The 15,026-nt window shown below is 53.5% G+C and carries 14 protein-coding genes; 10 read left to right on the top strand and 4 right to left on the bottom strand.

The window, feature by feature from the left end; genetic code table 11:
- The first annotated feature begins 78 nt into the window (after positions 1 to 78).
- Positions 79 to 1,854, top strand: coding sequence for an ABC transporter ATP-binding protein (locus RB297_RS12150; protein ID WP_375120533.1), 1,776 nt, complete (start codon positions 79 to 81; stop codon positions 1,852 to 1,854).
- Entirely contained in the window at positions 1,838 to 3,691 is a 1,854-nt protein-coding gene (locus RB297_RS12145; protein WP_375120532.1) for an ABC transporter ATP-binding protein, read from the top strand. Before RB297_RS12150 ends, RB297_RS12145 begins: the two co-directional genes overlap by 17 nt.
- A gap of 78 nt (positions 3,692 to 3,769) precedes the next feature.
- On the opposite strand, the gene RB297_RS12140 is transcribed toward RB297_RS12145, so the two are convergent.
- The gene (locus tag RB297_RS12140; protein WP_090909331.1) at positions 3,770 to 4,639 is read right to left on the bottom strand and encodes a LysR family transcriptional regulator; all 870 of its coding nucleotides are present in this window, start codon (positions 4,637 to 4,639) and stop codon (positions 3,770 to 3,772) included.
- 142 nt (positions 4,640 to 4,781) lie between these two features.
- Here RB297_RS12140 and RB297_RS12135 point away from each other — a divergent pair, with 142 nt between their 5' ends.
- On the top strand, positions 4,782 to 5,438 hold the full coding sequence (locus RB297_RS12135; protein ID WP_375120599.1) for an ankyrin repeat domain-containing protein: 657 nt from the start codon (positions 4,782 to 4,784) through the stop codon (positions 5,436 to 5,438).
- Positions 5,439 to 5,487: 49 nt separating this feature from the next.
- Entirely contained in the window at positions 5,488 to 6,714 is a 1,227-nt protein-coding gene (locus tag RB297_RS12130; protein WP_375120531.1) for an amidohydrolase, read from the top strand.
- Positions 6,715 to 6,796: 82 nt separating this feature from the next.
- Here the strand turns inward: RB297_RS12130 and RB297_RS12125 are convergent, their stop codons facing one another.
- On the bottom strand, positions 6,797 to 7,483 hold the full coding sequence (locus RB297_RS12125; RefSeq protein ID WP_096776137.1) for a G1 family glutamic endopeptidase: 687 nt from the start codon (positions 7,481 to 7,483) through the stop codon (positions 6,797 to 6,799).
- A 123-nt stretch (positions 7,484 to 7,606) separates the two neighbouring features.
- The gene (locus RB297_RS12120) at positions 7,607 to 8,092 is read right to left on the bottom strand and encodes an anthrone oxygenase family protein (protein WP_192570967.1); all 486 of its coding nucleotides are present in this window, start codon (positions 8,090 to 8,092) and stop codon (positions 7,607 to 7,609) included.
- Positions 8,093 to 8,374: 282 nt separating this feature from the next.
- Here RB297_RS12120 and RB297_RS12115 point away from each other — a divergent pair, with 282 nt between their 5' ends.
- The 3 genes from RB297_RS12115 (at position 8,375) to RB297_RS12105 (ending at position 11,614) form a co-directional block, all read left to right on the top strand.
- Complete coding sequence (locus tag RB297_RS12115; RefSeq protein ID WP_213579440.1) at positions 8,375 to 9,775, top strand: ABC transporter substrate-binding protein; 1,401 nt, start codon at positions 8,375 to 8,377, stop codon at positions 9,773 to 9,775.
- Between the two features lie 98 nt (positions 9,776 to 9,873).
- Positions 9,874 to 10,764, top strand: coding sequence for a carbohydrate ABC transporter permease (locus RB297_RS12110; RefSeq protein ID WP_009591023.1), 891 nt, complete (start codon positions 9,874 to 9,876; stop codon positions 10,762 to 10,764).
- Between the two features lie 16 nt (positions 10,765 to 10,780).
- Positions 10,781 to 11,614 (top strand): carbohydrate ABC transporter permease, encoded by an 834-nt coding sequence (locus tag RB297_RS12105; protein WP_009591022.1) that lies wholly within the window; start codon positions 10,781 to 10,783, stop codon positions 11,612 to 11,614.
- 116 nt (positions 11,615 to 11,730) lie between these two features.
- Here the strand turns inward: RB297_RS12105 and RB297_RS12100 are convergent, their stop codons facing one another.
- Positions 11,731 to 12,654, bottom strand: coding sequence for an AraC family transcriptional regulator N-terminal domain-containing protein (locus RB297_RS12100; protein ID WP_375120530.1), 924 nt, complete (start codon positions 12,652 to 12,654; stop codon positions 11,731 to 11,733).
- Between the two features lie 197 nt (positions 12,655 to 12,851).
- Between RB297_RS12100 and RB297_RS12095 the strand changes: the two genes are divergently transcribed.
- The 3 genes from RB297_RS12095 (at position 12,852) to RB297_RS12085 (ending at position 15,022) form a co-directional block, all read left to right on the top strand.
- Positions 12,852 to 13,115, top strand: a complete 264-nt coding sequence (locus RB297_RS12095) for an Atu4866 domain-containing protein (RefSeq protein ID WP_096776132.1) — start codon at positions 12,852 to 12,854, stop codon at positions 13,113 to 13,115.
- A 69-nt stretch (positions 13,116 to 13,184) separates the two neighbouring features.
- Positions 13,185 to 13,925 carry an SDR family oxidoreductase gene (locus RB297_RS12090; RefSeq protein WP_096776131.1) on the top strand — a complete coding sequence of 247 codons (741 nt, stop codon included), beginning with the start codon at positions 13,185 to 13,187 and terminating at the stop codon, positions 13,923 to 13,925.
- A gap of 296 nt (positions 13,926 to 14,221) precedes the next feature.
- Complete coding sequence (locus RB297_RS12085; RefSeq protein WP_375120529.1) at positions 14,222 to 15,022, top strand: TetR/AcrR family transcriptional regulator; 801 nt, start codon at positions 14,222 to 14,224, stop codon at positions 15,020 to 15,022.
- Positions 15,023 to 15,026 lie beyond the last annotated feature (4 nt).

Below are 15,026 nucleotides of genomic sequence, written 5' to 3'. Positions count from 1 at the left end.
GCATCACAGCAAACGTATGGAAGGGGGAACGTAACGGACTGAATAATCCAATAACAGGACAGGAAGTGATATGGGACATTGGACTCTCATCGAATACTTGGAGACTTTTTCAGGAAGACGTGGCCATTTTATGTGTTGTCGATTTGCTGTCACTTGGCAGCCAATATCATCCACGTGAATTTCCCGAGAGTGCTGGGCAATTTCACGGATGAATTGAAGGATGGTTTATTGTCGGTCGGCGGCGTTGTGCAGTACAGCTGGACGCTGCTGGGTATCGGCGTCGGCTTTGCCGTCATCGGCGGGATCGGCCAGTTTCTGGTCATGTACACGGGACGTTATTTCGAATTTATGAACCGGCGCCGCCTGTTTGTCCATTTTACGGGGCTCAGCGAGCGGTTTTATTCCAAGAACGGCGTCGGCAAGCTGCTAAGTTATTTCATGAACGACGTGACGACGGTAAGGGAAGCGATCTCGATGGGGATCAATCAGACGGCAAACGCCTCGATCCTGCTGGTCTCCACGATAGTCATGCTGCTGATAACGAATGTTCCGCTGTATCTGGTGGCCGCAAGCATCGTTCCTTTGCTGCTGATACCGATCATCGTTGTCTGGCTCGGGCCGATCATCAGGAGAAGATCGCTTCAGGTTCAGGAAGCGCTTGGCGTGATGACGGAATCGGCGGAGGAGCAGTTTGGCGGGATCCGCGTCACGAAGAAGTTTGCGGTGGAAGAGACGATGAAACGGCGGTTCGGGACGACGGTGGACAGCATCCGGGACAAGCAGCTGCGGCTGGTGCGCGTGTCGTCGCTCTTTCAATCGATCATTCCGTTTCTAGGCGCATCCTCCCTTATTATCGCCCTCTCATTCGGCGGTTACTTAACGATCATGGGACGCATCTCGGTCGGTAACTTTGTCGCATTGACGCTTTACATTCGCATGCTGATGAACCCGCTGCAGCAGATCGGGAATGTCATTAATGTCGTCCAGAGAGCGAGGGCCTCGCTTGACCGCTTGAACGATCTGCTTGATAAGCAGGCCGACATTAAGGAACTGCCTGGCGCCAAGGAGCTGAATCTGGAGTATCCAGGGATTGAGGTGCGGGATTTATCTTTTTCCTACGATGCTTTGGACGGCCATGAGGGAGGTTCCAGGCAGGTGCTGCGCGGCATTCGGCTGAGCGTTCCGCCCGGCGCGACGCTGGGCATTATCGGCCGTACGGGAAGCGGAAAAACCACGCTGATGAAGCTGCTGCTGCGCACCTACGACCCGCCTCCGGGGAAGGTGCTGATCGGCGGCGAGGACATTCGGAAGCTTACATTAAAAAGCCTGCGCGAAGGAATCGCTTACGTTCCCCAGGACGGCTTCCTGTTCAGCTCGACCATCCGCGAGAATATTGCTTTCTATAGAAGGGACACGAAACCGACCGTCGTTGAGGAAGCGGCACGAAAGGCACGGGTGCATGACAACATTGCGGAGTTTCCGGACAAGTTCGAGACCCGCTTAGGGGAGCGCGGCATTACCCTTTCCGGCGGACAGCGGCAGCGGACAAGCCTGGCGCGGGGAATCATCAAGGATGCGCCCATCCTCATTCTGGACGACAGCGTAAGCGCCGTCGATGCGGTGACGGAGACGGAAATCATGGAGACGATTCGCGATATCCGCCAGGGGAAGACTACGATCATCATTGCCCACCGGATTAGTGCATTGAAGCATGCCGATGAGATCATCGTCCTGGATCAGGGAGAGATCGTCCAGCGGGGTACGCATGAAGAACTGCTGTCTACGGACGGACTGTACCGGACGCTGCATGACATTCAGGAAGAGGGGATGAAGCATCATGGCACAGGCCATTAACAATTGGCAGCTGGATCAGAAGGCGGATTTGAACGCCCCGCAGTCCAAGCCAAAGTATATATCCACGTTCCGGGCTTTGTCGGGTTATATGAAGGAACACCGGCTGACCTTTGCCGGGTTTATCGGCTGCACCTTGATTGCCATCTCGGCAGAGCTGCTGCAGCCGTACCTGATGAAAATCGCGATCGACGATAATCTGATGGTCGGCAAGAACGATTACAAGAGCCTGATGATCATCTGCGGCATCTATTTTTCGTTATCGCTGCTCAGCATGATGTTTACCTATCTGCAAAATAATTTGCTGCAAAAAGCGGGGCAGAGCATTGTAGCGAGCATTCGCAAACGGCTGTTTGCCCATATCTCGAGGCTGTCGATGTCGTATTTCGACAAGGTGCCGAGCGGCAGCTTGATTACGCATGTATCCAGCGATACCGAAGCGATCAACCAGTTTTTTAACCAGGTGCTGCTCAGCCTGTTTCGTGACGGCTTCACGCTGATCTTCATCCTGGTGATGATGTTCCAGCTGGACGTCACGCTGACCTTATACTGCCTTATCCTGCTGCCGATCATTGCAGGGATCGCGATTGCGTTCCGGCGGTATATGCGCCACACCTACCAGATGGCGAGAACGCGGTTATCCCGGCTGGTGGCTTTCGTGGCGGAGAATCTCTCAGGCATGAACCTGATCCAAGTGTTCCATCAGCAGAAGGAGCAGGAGAAGCAGTTCGAGGAGCGGAACGACTCTTATTTCAAAGCCAACATCCGGGAGATCCGGACCAATGTGCTGTTTAACCGCTCCTACGAGATATTGAACAACCTGGCGATTGCGTTCGTGACGTGGCTCGGCGGGCAAGCCGTTCTGGGGACGACGCTGGAGTTCGGCGTGCTGTATGCTTTTATTACGTATATCCGTTTGTTCTTCCAGCCGATCAATACGATCACCCAGCAGTGGAATACGCTGCAATCGGCGTCGGTGGCGATTAACCGGATATGGAGCCTGCTCGCGATTCAGCCTGAGGTTACGGATCGACGCATGCCGGAGGCCTTGGAGAAGTCGAAGGTTCAGGGCCGCGTCGACTTTGACCGGGTCACGTTCGGTTACGAAGGCGGGGCTCCGGTCATTCGGGATTTGGATCTTCATATCCAACCCGGGGAAATGATCGGGATCGTCGGAACCACCGGCGCGGGAAAAAGCTCGCTCATTAGCCTGCTGTGCCGTTTCTACGACGTGAACGAAGGGAGCATTCGGATTGATGGAATCGACATCCGGGAGCTGGCGCAGTCCGATCTGCATCGGATCGTGGGCCTTGTGCAGCAGGAGCCCTATCTCTACTCCGGAACGGTGCTGGACAATGTGCGGCTGTTCGATGAGGACATATCCAGGGAACGGGTGATCGAGGCTTGCCGCTTTATCGGCGCGGATTCAATCATCAGGAGGATGAAGGAGGGATATGACACCCGGCTGTCGGAGCGGGGCAGCGGCTTGTCCGCCGGCGAGCGGCAGCTGATCTCCTTCGCGCGAATCATCGTGTTCCAGCCTAAAATTCTCATTCTGGACGAAGCGACCGCCAACCTGGATTCGCACACGGAGCAGCTCATCCAGAATGCGCTGCAGCTCGTTGCCGAGGGGCGGACGACCCTTGTCATTGCCCACCGCTTATCCACCATCATGGGGGCGGACCGGATCTTGGTCATGAGCAGAGGCCGAATCGTGGAGCAAGGGACCCATGAGGAACTGCTGGATTCCCATGGGTATTACGAAGAGCTGTATCTTCACTCCCAAGGACAGAAGCAGGAGCGGGAGGGGGTCGCAGGCTCGTTGTATCGCTCGAAATAAACGGCACCCGATTGGAGGACGGAGCTTCATTAGCTCTGTCCTCTTTTTGCTTCTGGACCTCCGATGAGGTGCGCAAATCTATAAGGTGCTAGCCAACAGGTCAATGAAGTTCAGCGCCGTTCTGGAGACATGGTGATCCTTCAGCCAGATTAAGGCCGAGGAGGCCGCAGCCGGGGTGTCCTTGATTTTGAAGGCGTGCACCGCTGCGGGCAGCTGCTGTTTGATCAGGGTCTCGGGAACGATCGCCACGCCGAACCCCGAAGAGACCAAGCGCAGCAGCAGCGAAATGTCGGAGCATTCGGCTACGATGTTGGGCTGCAGCTTCTGCTCCGAGAAAGCCATCTGGATCGTATAATACACGCCCAGCCCTTCCGTGCTTGGCAGAATAAGCGGATGCTGCGCGATATGGGGGAGGGTCGTCTCCTGTTCGATGGATGGCTCCGAGGTGAGCATGTAAAAAGGCTCCGTCTGCAGATGAAGGATCGAGAAATCGTCCAATTCAAGCGGCAGGCGAACGATCGCTACTTCGAGCGACCGGTTTCGCACGAGCTCACAGAGCTGATACGACTCGTTTTGCTGAATTTTATACGAGACTTGGGGATATCTTGCCCTGAACTCATGGAGCCATGACGGCAGCTCTACCGAAGACAGGGTATTGATACCAAGGCTCAGCGTTCCTTTATCTCCGTTCCCGACCTCTTTCACTTCGGCTTTAGCCTCTTCCATGAGCTGGGTCATTTGGAGCGCGTATTTGTACAGCGCTTTCCCCGATTCGGTGATTTCCAGCCGCTTCCCTCTTCGATATACCAAGACCGATCCGAGTTCTTCCTCCATGGCTTTCAGCTGCTGACTGAGCGGCGGCTGGGATATATGAAGCCGGTTGGCGGCGAGCGAGATGGTGCCTTCCTCCACGATGGCAATAAAATAGCGGAGCTGCCTGATATCCATATGCTTATGCAAACCTCCTTGTATATGAAAAACCTTCATAAATTCAATTTTTTAAGTATTTTTCATATGGTTCTGTCTCATGGTAGCATACCCATATATACGATAGAAAGAGGGGGAGTATCGGGTGCTGCGTATAACAGCTATGCTATTGATCCTTTTCCTGTCGGCCTGTCAACCAAATTCGGAGAAACACGAGGTGAAGAAGGATATGGATCGTCAACTCATTGAATCCGCCGAGCAAGGGAATGCGGAGCAAGTACGACAGCTTCTTCAATCCGGCGCTAACATCGATGCGACGGATGAACAGGGAAGAACGGCGGTGATGGCGGCAACCTACCGCAATCATGTCGATACGGTAGACGCCTTGATTCAGGCTGGCGCCGATATCAATATTCGGGATCATCAACTGAATAATGTGTTTTTGTATGCCGGTGCTGAAGGAATGCTGAACATCCTGAGGTTGGCCATTGATGCCGATGCGGATGTGACGCTCACGAACCGTTTTGGCGGTACGGCTCTTATTCCGGCCTCCGACCGCGGTCATGTGGAGATTGTGCAGGAGCTGCTGACCCGGACCAGCGTCGATGTGAACCATATTAATAATTTGAACTGGACCGCGCTGCTGGAGGCTGTCATTCTCGGTGACGGCAGCGAGAACTATCAGCGTATCGTGAAGCTGCTGCTGGATCATGGGGCAGACCCTGAGCTTCCGGACGGGAACGGCGTAACTCCCCTGCAGCACGCCCGGGAGCGGGGATATCAAGAAATCGAACGCATCTTAATGGAGGCTGCGAACTAAGGGATATCGAAAAGAGGGCAGATATAAGCGAGAAGGGGATGAAGGTTATATGAACAAACACAGCAAGGCATACTGGCTGCTGCATGTCCGACTGGAAACGGGTTACCGCTACGAGGATGACGTGGTGACCGGAACCGAAACGGGACTTTTTCATGTGAAGATAGAGAATGGGGCTTTTTCTGAGATTCGTCTCGCGGAGGCTTTGCCGGATTCGCTGCTGCCGACATGGGATATGAAGGGGAATCTGATGCTGCCCTCTTTTAGAGATATGCATATCCACCTGGACAAAACCTATTATGGAGGACCATGGAAGGCACCGCTTCGTCCGGCTCACGGAATCTTCAGCCGGATCGAGGAGGAAGAGAGGCTGCTTCCCGAGCTTCTTCCCACCGCCAAGGAGCGAGCGGAGGGACTGCTGGATCTGCTGCTGCGTTACGGTTCTACCCATGTCCGCTCCCACTGCAATGTGGATCCCGTCGTCGGTCTGAAAAATTTGGAAGCCACCTTGCAGGCGGTTGAAGGATATAAGGAAAAAGCTTTTGTGGAGATCGTTGCTTTTCCTCAGCACGGCTTGCTTCGCAGCCAGTCCGTATCCCTGGTCAGGGAAGCGCTCCGGAACGGAGCCGCGCTGGTAGGCGGGCTGGATCCCACGACGGTGGACGAGGATATGGAGAAATCGCTGAACACCGTGATGGAGCTGGCGGTGGAAGCCAACGCCGGCATTGATCTGCACCTGCATGAGTCGTCCCAGATCGGACTGAATGCCTTTAAACGGGTAGCTGATCTTACGGAAGAGGCGGGTTGGAACGGAAGAGTCACCCTCAGCCATGCCCTCGCTTTCGCGGACGTCTCACCAAGCGAGGTGGATGAAGTGGCGATTCGGTTAGCGGACTTGGGTATTTCCGTCACCTCCTCCGTACCGCTTGGCCGAACCATCCCGATCCCGCAGCTGCACCGCCGCGGCGTGAACATCTCGCTTGGGCAAGACAGCATTATGGACCATTGGTCCCCGTTCGGCAAAGGGGATAATCTGGACAAGGCGGGCACGCTGGCCGAACGCTTCCATATGAGCGATGAGCGTTCGCTCGGACAGGCCCTCGGGTTTATTACGGGAGGCGTGACGCCGCTAGACCAATACGGCCGTTATGCGTGGCCAAACGTCGGGGATACGGCGGATGCGGTGATTGTGGAAGCCAGCTGCTCCGCAGAAGCCGTTGCCAGGCGGTCCCGCCGCCATGCCTTGCTGTTCAAGGGAAACCCGGTTTACGGAATATGATAAAGGGGCAGCCGCTGCATGCCGGACTTTTCCGGCGTGCAGCGGCTGTTGCTGGTTGATGGGCAATAAGGCGCCAGGCCCCTTATTGATGAACGCCTTTGACAACGAAACCGTCTCCCGCCCGGTTCGGATTGGAGGGAATGGAGGTAACGGTTGAATTCTGGAGCATAATGCCCCCATCATCCGCCGTGAGTTTGGGGCGTTTCCCATTGACGCGGCAGCAGGAGAAGACAACGGGGGACAATCGTGCCATCGTGGCAAGCGCCCCATTGATTTGCGGCGCTTCGACGATCCATTCCGCCGAGGTCTGCGGACCGCTATACCGCTGCAATGTTCGAAAGGTCCAGTTCCGGGATACGTTGCGAAGGCAGATCAGCCAGTTCGACCCGCTGCACTTGATGATGCTGGCATGCATGCGGTCACCCGGCTGAATGGGCAGCGGAATGAACGTAACCGAGGCGGGGAGAATCTCCCACCAAGCATAATAATAAGCCTTGCCGTCTATCCAATCATGACCCGTTCCGGTCTGTATCAAATTGCTGTTGCTGAATCCGTCAATGCCGATCCAGGCCGAGGAGTAGGACGTCCCACGGCTTGGCCGAACAAACGGCACATTCCATTTGGCGGAGACCCGTTTGAAAGCTCCTTTTTTTCCAGTGATAGAGTATCCGCTCCAATTGCTTGATATCCATCCGATGTTACGACGCGGCTTGGCTGAAGTGTCAAGTTGGCATGTGTGATTCCACTGACCTGTCGTGGAAATCCCCATAATCTCCACCGCCTTTACTAGATTGATAGTTTATCTAATGAAGGATCGGTAGAGTTGGTATGGGTTATGTGTTAGAAAGTTTGAACGGCGGCTCTTAAATCTAGTTTTCAGGTTAATCCAGTCTTAAGGGATATGCCGTAAGGCAAAAACAAATAGGATCATGGCCCCTATGGAGGTGACCGTCCGTACATGGTTCCAGGCCGTCCATTTACTTAGGTAGGCATTCCAGACCTCGCTTCCTGCGCTGCTCGCAGGATCAACGGCAGCCAGCGCGTCATTGAGCGGGACATTGAAGGCCATCGTTACGATGAATCCCGTCAGATACAGCAGACCGGCGGCCAGCAAGTAGACGGATCCCGGTTCTCCCCAGCGGAGGACGGATAGGACCGCAAGAACGATACTGGTTAGGGCGGTACCTGTAAACAGTGCACCGAACGTGGGGTTGAGTATCGTTGCATTGATGGACTGCATGGCGTTAATCCCCTGTTCGTTCGGAATCCGCGATAAAGCGGTCATCATGAAGGATGAGAAGGCGAAGAACAGGCCGGCTATAAGGCCCGAGCCTGTCACTGAAAATAGAGCCAGCAAAAAAATCAAGCGATCACTCATGGGCAGGTTACCTCCAGTTTTAGCTGTGATTCTGACATTTGATTCCATGTATATCCACTTAATAATTGTTTGTACATACAAATATATTAGCGTTTTCGGCAAAAGTAAAGACCTAAAATTGAAGGAATGAAGATATAGAGGGATCTGTATACTTGTTTTTACTATATATGGTAATAAGCATATCTACGCTATTTACTAAATAGAGTTGAATATACGCTTTCGTAAGCGTATCCAAAATTTGGATCATATATTCAATGTGTTCAGCCAAAAGGAGGGATCCGTATGAAGTCAGGCAAGAGGGGGATTTGGCTAGTAACGACGGCTTTATTAAGCGTTTCTTTGTTGTTCGGTTGTACCGGTGGCAAGGGAACGCCGGCCGATACCGGCGATCCGGAGCCGGGAAAGGACGGAGAGACGGCCAAGAAAATCATTACCGTTACGTTTCGGGATGACGGGATCGGCGAGAACGGAGCGTTCTATAAATGGCTTAAGGAAGTGTCGGCCAGTTACCCTGACAAAAGCGTAGAGATTAAGCCGACACCGATTCAGGCATCGGAAGGCGATTATTTTGCCAAGGTGGCCCTGGCGCTGAAATCCAAAGATACGGCGCCCGATATCGTGACGGAAGATACCTTCATCTTGAACTCGGATGCCAGCGCCGGCTATCTGGAGCCGCTCGATGATAAATTGGCGGGATGGGAAGACTGGGGCAACGGCTCCTTCATCGAAGCGATGAAGAAGGGCGTCACTGCCAGCGATGGCAAGGTATACGGCGTGCCGTATAACACGGATTCCAGGGGCCTTTGGTATAACAAGGATATTTTCAAACAAGCGGGTCTTCCGGAGGATTGGCAGCCTAAGAATTGGGAGGAGGTCTTAAACGCTGCGCGAACGATCAAGGAGAAGGCGCCTGACGTTGTACCGATCTGGATGAACATGGGCAAGGCTACAGGCGAAGCAACCTCCATGCAAACCTACGAGATGCTGCTCTACGGAACGGGCGAAAGGCTGTATGACGATGCCAGCGGCAAATGGATTACGAAAAGCCAGGGCATTCTGGACGCGCTGACTTTTGTGGAAACGGTCAACAAAGAGAAGCTGGGACCGCCGCTCTCCAAAGTATTGAACGGCCAGGCAGGCAACACGGCTTCCCGCGAATACCTGCCGCAGGGCAAGCTGGCGATTTCGCTGGACGGCTCCTGGATCACGGGCAACTATATGGAAACAGGCGCGGCGCCATGGCCAGAATACAAAGACGTGCTCGGCTTTGCGCCGATGCCGACCAGCCAAGGACAGGAGCCCGGCTCGATCACGCTGGCCGGAGGCTGGGCGCTGTCGATTCCAAGCAATTCCAAGAACAAAGACGAGGCATGGGAATTTATCAAGTATGCGCTGGGCAAGGAAAATACCCAGAAGCTCGTCATGTCCTCCGGCAATATTACGGTGCGTGCCGATGTTGCCAAGGATCCGGAATATACGAAAATGCCGTTTAACGAAATCGCGACCGAATACCTGCAGAACGCAGAGTTTAGACCGGCTCAGGAGAAGTATCCGGAAGTGTCGACGCAGATCCAGACGATGGTGGAATCCGTAGCAACCGGAACATCGCCTGCGGATGCCATGAATAAATACGCGCAGGATGTTACCCGCATCGTTGGTGCGGATCATATCGTGGAGAAATAACCTGCTATAAGCAAAACCGGCTTGCTCAAGCGCTCCCGTCATCGCGGAGACTTGGGCAAGCGGTTTTTCAGATCATCCGTATGGAAGGAGAACCACACATGAGCAGTCTGTCCGTGGACGTTTACCCGAAACGAAGAAAAACGTATACCTGGCTCTTTTTTTTGCTGCCTTCAATCGCGATTATGCTCGTGTTTTTTATATATCCCATCCTGTTAACGTTCTTCTATTCCTTCACCAATCTGGCCTTGACCGGGGAAGCGGCGAGGGAGCTCAAATTTATCGGCCTCGACAACTATACCCGGATGTTCCAGGATCCCACGGTTCGGATCAGTATTTGGAACACGCTGGTTTTTCTTATCGGTTCGGCGGTGATCGGGCAGCAGGTGCTTGGATTTCTGATTGCGCTGCTGATGAAGCAGAGGAACAAGACCTTTCGGCGCGTGATTGGAACGATTGTGCTTGCGGGCTGGGTAACGCCCGAGATCGTGTGCGCCCTTTGTCTGTACAGCTTCTTCGGGGATGAAGGCACGCTGAATGCGATTATCACATTTTTCGGATTTTCGGAAGTGACCTGGCTGTTTACCGTACCGATGCTGACGATCATTCTTGCGAATATTTGGCACGGCACGGCCTTCTCGATGCTGGTATTTCAAGCCGCGCTGGATGACGTGCCGAACGAAATCGAGGAAGCGGCGGTAGTGGATGGAGCCTCCAAGTGGAAAATCTTCACGCGCATCATCATCCCTTACATCAAAAGCACCATTACCACGAACATGATGCTGGTTACTTTGCAGACGCTCGGGGTGTTCGGGCTCATCTATGCGATGACCGGAGGCGGTCCCGGCAACTCCACGACGACCCTGCCGATCTTTATGTACAATCAGGCGTTTGTGAACTATCAATTAGGCTATGGAACCGCTATTTCGCTGCTGCTGCTGTTGATCGGGATTGTGTTAAGCCTCCTGTATATCAGGTCGATGAAAGAGTAACCAGGGGTGAAATCATATGAATGCCAAACAACGTAAATTAGTCTATCGAATTCTGCCGTATGCGATTCTTGCGGGGATCGGCATTTGCTTCGTGCTGCCGCTGCTCTGGGTGCTTGTGGCTTCCGTCGATCCGAATGCAATGCAATCCCTCAAAGTGCCTAGCAAGATTACCGGCGCCAATTACGTAGAGGTGATTACCAGCAGCGAGAACCAGCGCGCTTATCTGATCGGCCTGGTGATGTCGCTTGGCCAAGCCGTATTGGTTGTCCTGCTGGCGCTGCTAGCGGCTTACCCGTTATCCCGTTATCAGATGAAATATAAGAAGCCCTTCATGCTGACCATTCTGTTCATGACCTCGCTGCCGATTACGGCCGTTATGGTCCCTGTCTACCAGCTGTTCCTGGGGTTAAAGCTGTATGACAACATTTTTGGCGTCATCTTGTTCTATGTAGCGTCGTCCATGCCGTACGGGATATGGATGATGAAGAATTTCATGGATTCCGTGCCGAGCGATCTGGAGGAAGCCGCATGGGTGGACGGGGCCTCGGTGTTTACGGGGATCCGCAAGGTGGTGGCGCCGCTGATGGTTCCGGGGATATGCACGGTGGCAATCTTTACGTTCTCGGGCAGCTGGGGCAATTTCTTCGTTCCGTATATCTTGCTGCAATCGCCCGAGAAATTCCCGGCATCCCTGAAGCTGTACCAGTTCTTCGGGCAGTACGGCATGGTCGACTACGGCAGCCTCGCGGCCTTCTCGGTGCTGTACGCCATCCCGGCGATCATCATGTATATTCTATCCCAGCAGTTCATGTCCAAGGGCTTCGGGCTGCAGGGCGGAACGAAAGGATAGCATGCGAATAAAAGGCAGGGCCGCTTGGTGCCCGACATAAAAAAACGGCAGAAATGCCGTTTTTTTATGTTTGACAGGCGAATCCCTTCCGTTTTGCTGTTCGTATCCGATCGGGTTTACGTTTCGTGCGTGCCGAAGTCCAATGAGTCGCGAAGACGTTTGATATCCCGGATCGGAGGCAATCCGAACATGCGGGCATATTCCCTGTTGAACTGGGTGGGGCTCTCATAGCCGACCTGAAATCCGGCGTCGGCCGCCGCGAAGGTTTTCGAGAGAAGGAGACGCCTGGCCTCTTGTAGTCGGATTTGCTTTTGATACTGAAGCGGGCTCATGGCGGTGATTTCCTTGAAGTGATGATGAAGCGAAGAAGGGCTCATATTGACGGCTGCGGACAGCTTGGCGATGTGCAAGGGCTGATTATAATCACGCTCGATCAACTGGGCAGCCGCCGCGATGCGCTGCGCATGACTGCCGCTGACGGCAAACTGCTTCAGGGATTGCCCTTGCTCGGCTTGAAGGATTCGATAAAGAATTTCCTTCGTGAACAGGGGGGCCAGGACGGGAATATCCTCCGGCGTATCCAGAAGGCGCACGAGGCGGACGACGGCATCCAGCAGCGCTTGATTCATCGGGCTGACAAACAGGGCTTTTTGGGAGCCGGATTTCTTGGGAGGGGTCTCTTGGCCGGATTTGATTAGCTCGAAAATCTGATGCTTGTCAAAGTCCAGCCGAAGGCACAGATAAGGCCGCTCGGGTGCCGCCTGGATTACTTGGCCGGATATGGGCAGCTGCAGCGAGACGACAAGATAGCTGGACGGGTCGTAAACATAGCATTCTTGTGCCAGCATGATTAATTTACGCCCTTGGACCACGATGCATAGCGCGGGTTCATGAATCGTGTGGACCAATTCCGTCTCGCTGGATGCCCGTATAAAATGCAGAGCGGGTATCGACGTACTATATGTACCGTCCATGCCCGTGTATTTTTCTATGTATCCTGCAAGTTCGTTGTGCGGATGGCTTCCTTCATGGTTGAACATTCAGGGTCGGTATCCTCCTCCGATGGTATATGGTTCAATCTTAATCAATCATGCAGGAATAGGCAAGAATCGTGGTGGATTCGGCTACCGGATGAATGCGGTGTGAAGGCATAATAGAACTATCCTCAATGGTTAAAGGCAGACAGCTATAAATGAAACTCAAGAGGATTAGATAAGAGCGAAGAGGAGGGAATGGAATGAATCCAGCTCTTGATGCGAATGGGGCGAAGCATCCCTATGCAGGCATGTGGGTTACGAAGGACGGATATATCCGCCACGAGCTCCTCCCGAACGGGCGTTATGATGAAGCAAGAGGACCGCGGCAAAGCGCCTATCAAGGCCGCTATTTCATGGAAGGCGATCACATCGAATATGTGGATGATACCGGGTTCACGGCCGACGGCGATTTTCGGGACGGCGTTCTCTATCATGCCGGAATGGTATTGTATCGGGAAATCTAACATTGTGTCATGGCAAAAATGCGGAATGGATTTCGAAATACAGAACAGGAACGGGAGGAGCGTTGTTGCATGTCTAGCGTAAAAGGAAAAGTCGTGGCCATTACAGGCGCGAGCAGCGGGATCGGCGAAGCGGCGGCCCGGCTGCTCGCTCAGCATGGCGCACATGTGGTGCTCGGGGCGAGAAGAACGGACAGGCTGGAGAAGCTGGCTGCCGCATTGAATGGGGAAGGCGGCTCAGCCGTTTACCAATCGCTGAATGTCGTTCATCTCGATCAGATGGAATCCTTCATCGACTTGGCGGTGAGCCGATTCGGGCGGGTGGATGTCATCCTAAACAATGCAGGCGTCATGCCTCTATCGCCCTTGGAAGCCTTGAAGGTGGACGAATGGAACCGGATGATCGACGTGAACGTCCGCGGCGTCCTGCATGGCATTGCGGCAGGGCTGCCGGTGATGCAGAAGCAGGGCTTTGGTCAATTTATCAATATCGCTTCCATCGGTGCGTATGAGGTATCGCCTACCGCTGCCGTTTATTGTGCCACCAAGCATGCGGTTCGCGCAATCTCGGAGGGGCTGCGACAGGAGGTCGGGAGCAAAGGTATCCGGGTTACGCAAATATCGCCGGGCGTGACGGAGTCGGAGCTGGCCGACAGCATTTCCGATGATACGGCCAGACAAGTCATGAAGGAGTATCGAAGAATATCGATCCCGGCGATATCGATTGCGCAAGCGATTGTGTATGCCATCGAGCAGCCGCCGGAAGTCGATGTGAATGAAATCATCATTAGGCCAACGGCATCAGGGAGCTAACGAATCAGCTGTTGAGTTCAATCTCAACAGCTTTTTATGATGGAAGGATTTGTTATGCTTTTTATCAAGATGTGTTGGGACTGGATAGGATCATGGCTCACGGCTGGATCACCACTTATGGCTCGCAGGAGAAGATCGTTCAGATCAGCTTTGCTTCCGAGGGGGGCGGCGAAGCCGGCAGCTCTCTGCTAAGACTCTGATTCGCCCTCTTTACCTATGGATGATGAGATATGTTATACTGTTTATAATATAAACAATTATTATCAGATGCAAGGATGCAGAAAGGAAACATGATCATGTCTAACGATGAGACGATAGATCCGGATATTGGATCCAAGCTGCCCAGAGGGGCGGCTCTCAGCTGGGGATTGGTTAAGCCGCCGCAGCGGGGACCGAAACGGGAGATGAGCCTTTCCCAGATTGTAGATACGGCCATCGACATTGCCGATAAAGAAGGGCTTTCAGCTGTCTCCATGAATCGAATTGCGTCCACTTTGGGTTTTACCGCCATGTCGCTGTACCGGTACATATCCAGCAAGGACGACCTTTTGGTGCTGATGCAGAACGCCGCGTGCGATATTCCCATTCCGGCGGAAGATTCTGCTGACTGGCGCGAGAATATGCGGGTCTACGTCAAATCGACGATGCAGGTATTCCGGGATCACCCCTGGTTCGGAGACATTCCGATTACGGGTATTCCCATTACGCCGAACAATCTGCGATTTATCGATTGGGGTCTGCGGTTCATGAAGGATCTTCCGCTGAATGATTATGAGCGGATGTCCTTGATTCTCTTGTTAAGCAATTATGCCAGAACGAGCGGCATGATGCAGCGGGATATGGACCGCGCCATACAGGCAGGCTCTACCCCGGAACAGTTTAGTGGACTCGATTATACGGAAGCGCTGAAACAGCTTATGAAGCCGGATCGGTTTCCGTTCCTGTACCCGGTTGTGATGTCGGGGGTCTATACGGAAGACAGCGAGGAAGTGAATCCGATAGGCAATGACATTGATTTCGGGTTAGAACGCATTTTGGATGGCATCGAGCAATATTTTCAAACCAAGAAACAACAGGAACCATCGGACAAGCCATGATGTC

The organism is Paenibacillus sp. CR_12, from assembly GCF_041953985.1.
In the GTDB taxonomy this organism is placed as follows: domain Bacteria; phylum Bacillota; class Bacilli; order Paenibacillales; family Paenibacillaceae; genus Paenibacillus_AQ; species Paenibacillus_AQ lautus_A.
This window is presented reverse-complemented; position numbering and strand designations above follow the sequence as displayed.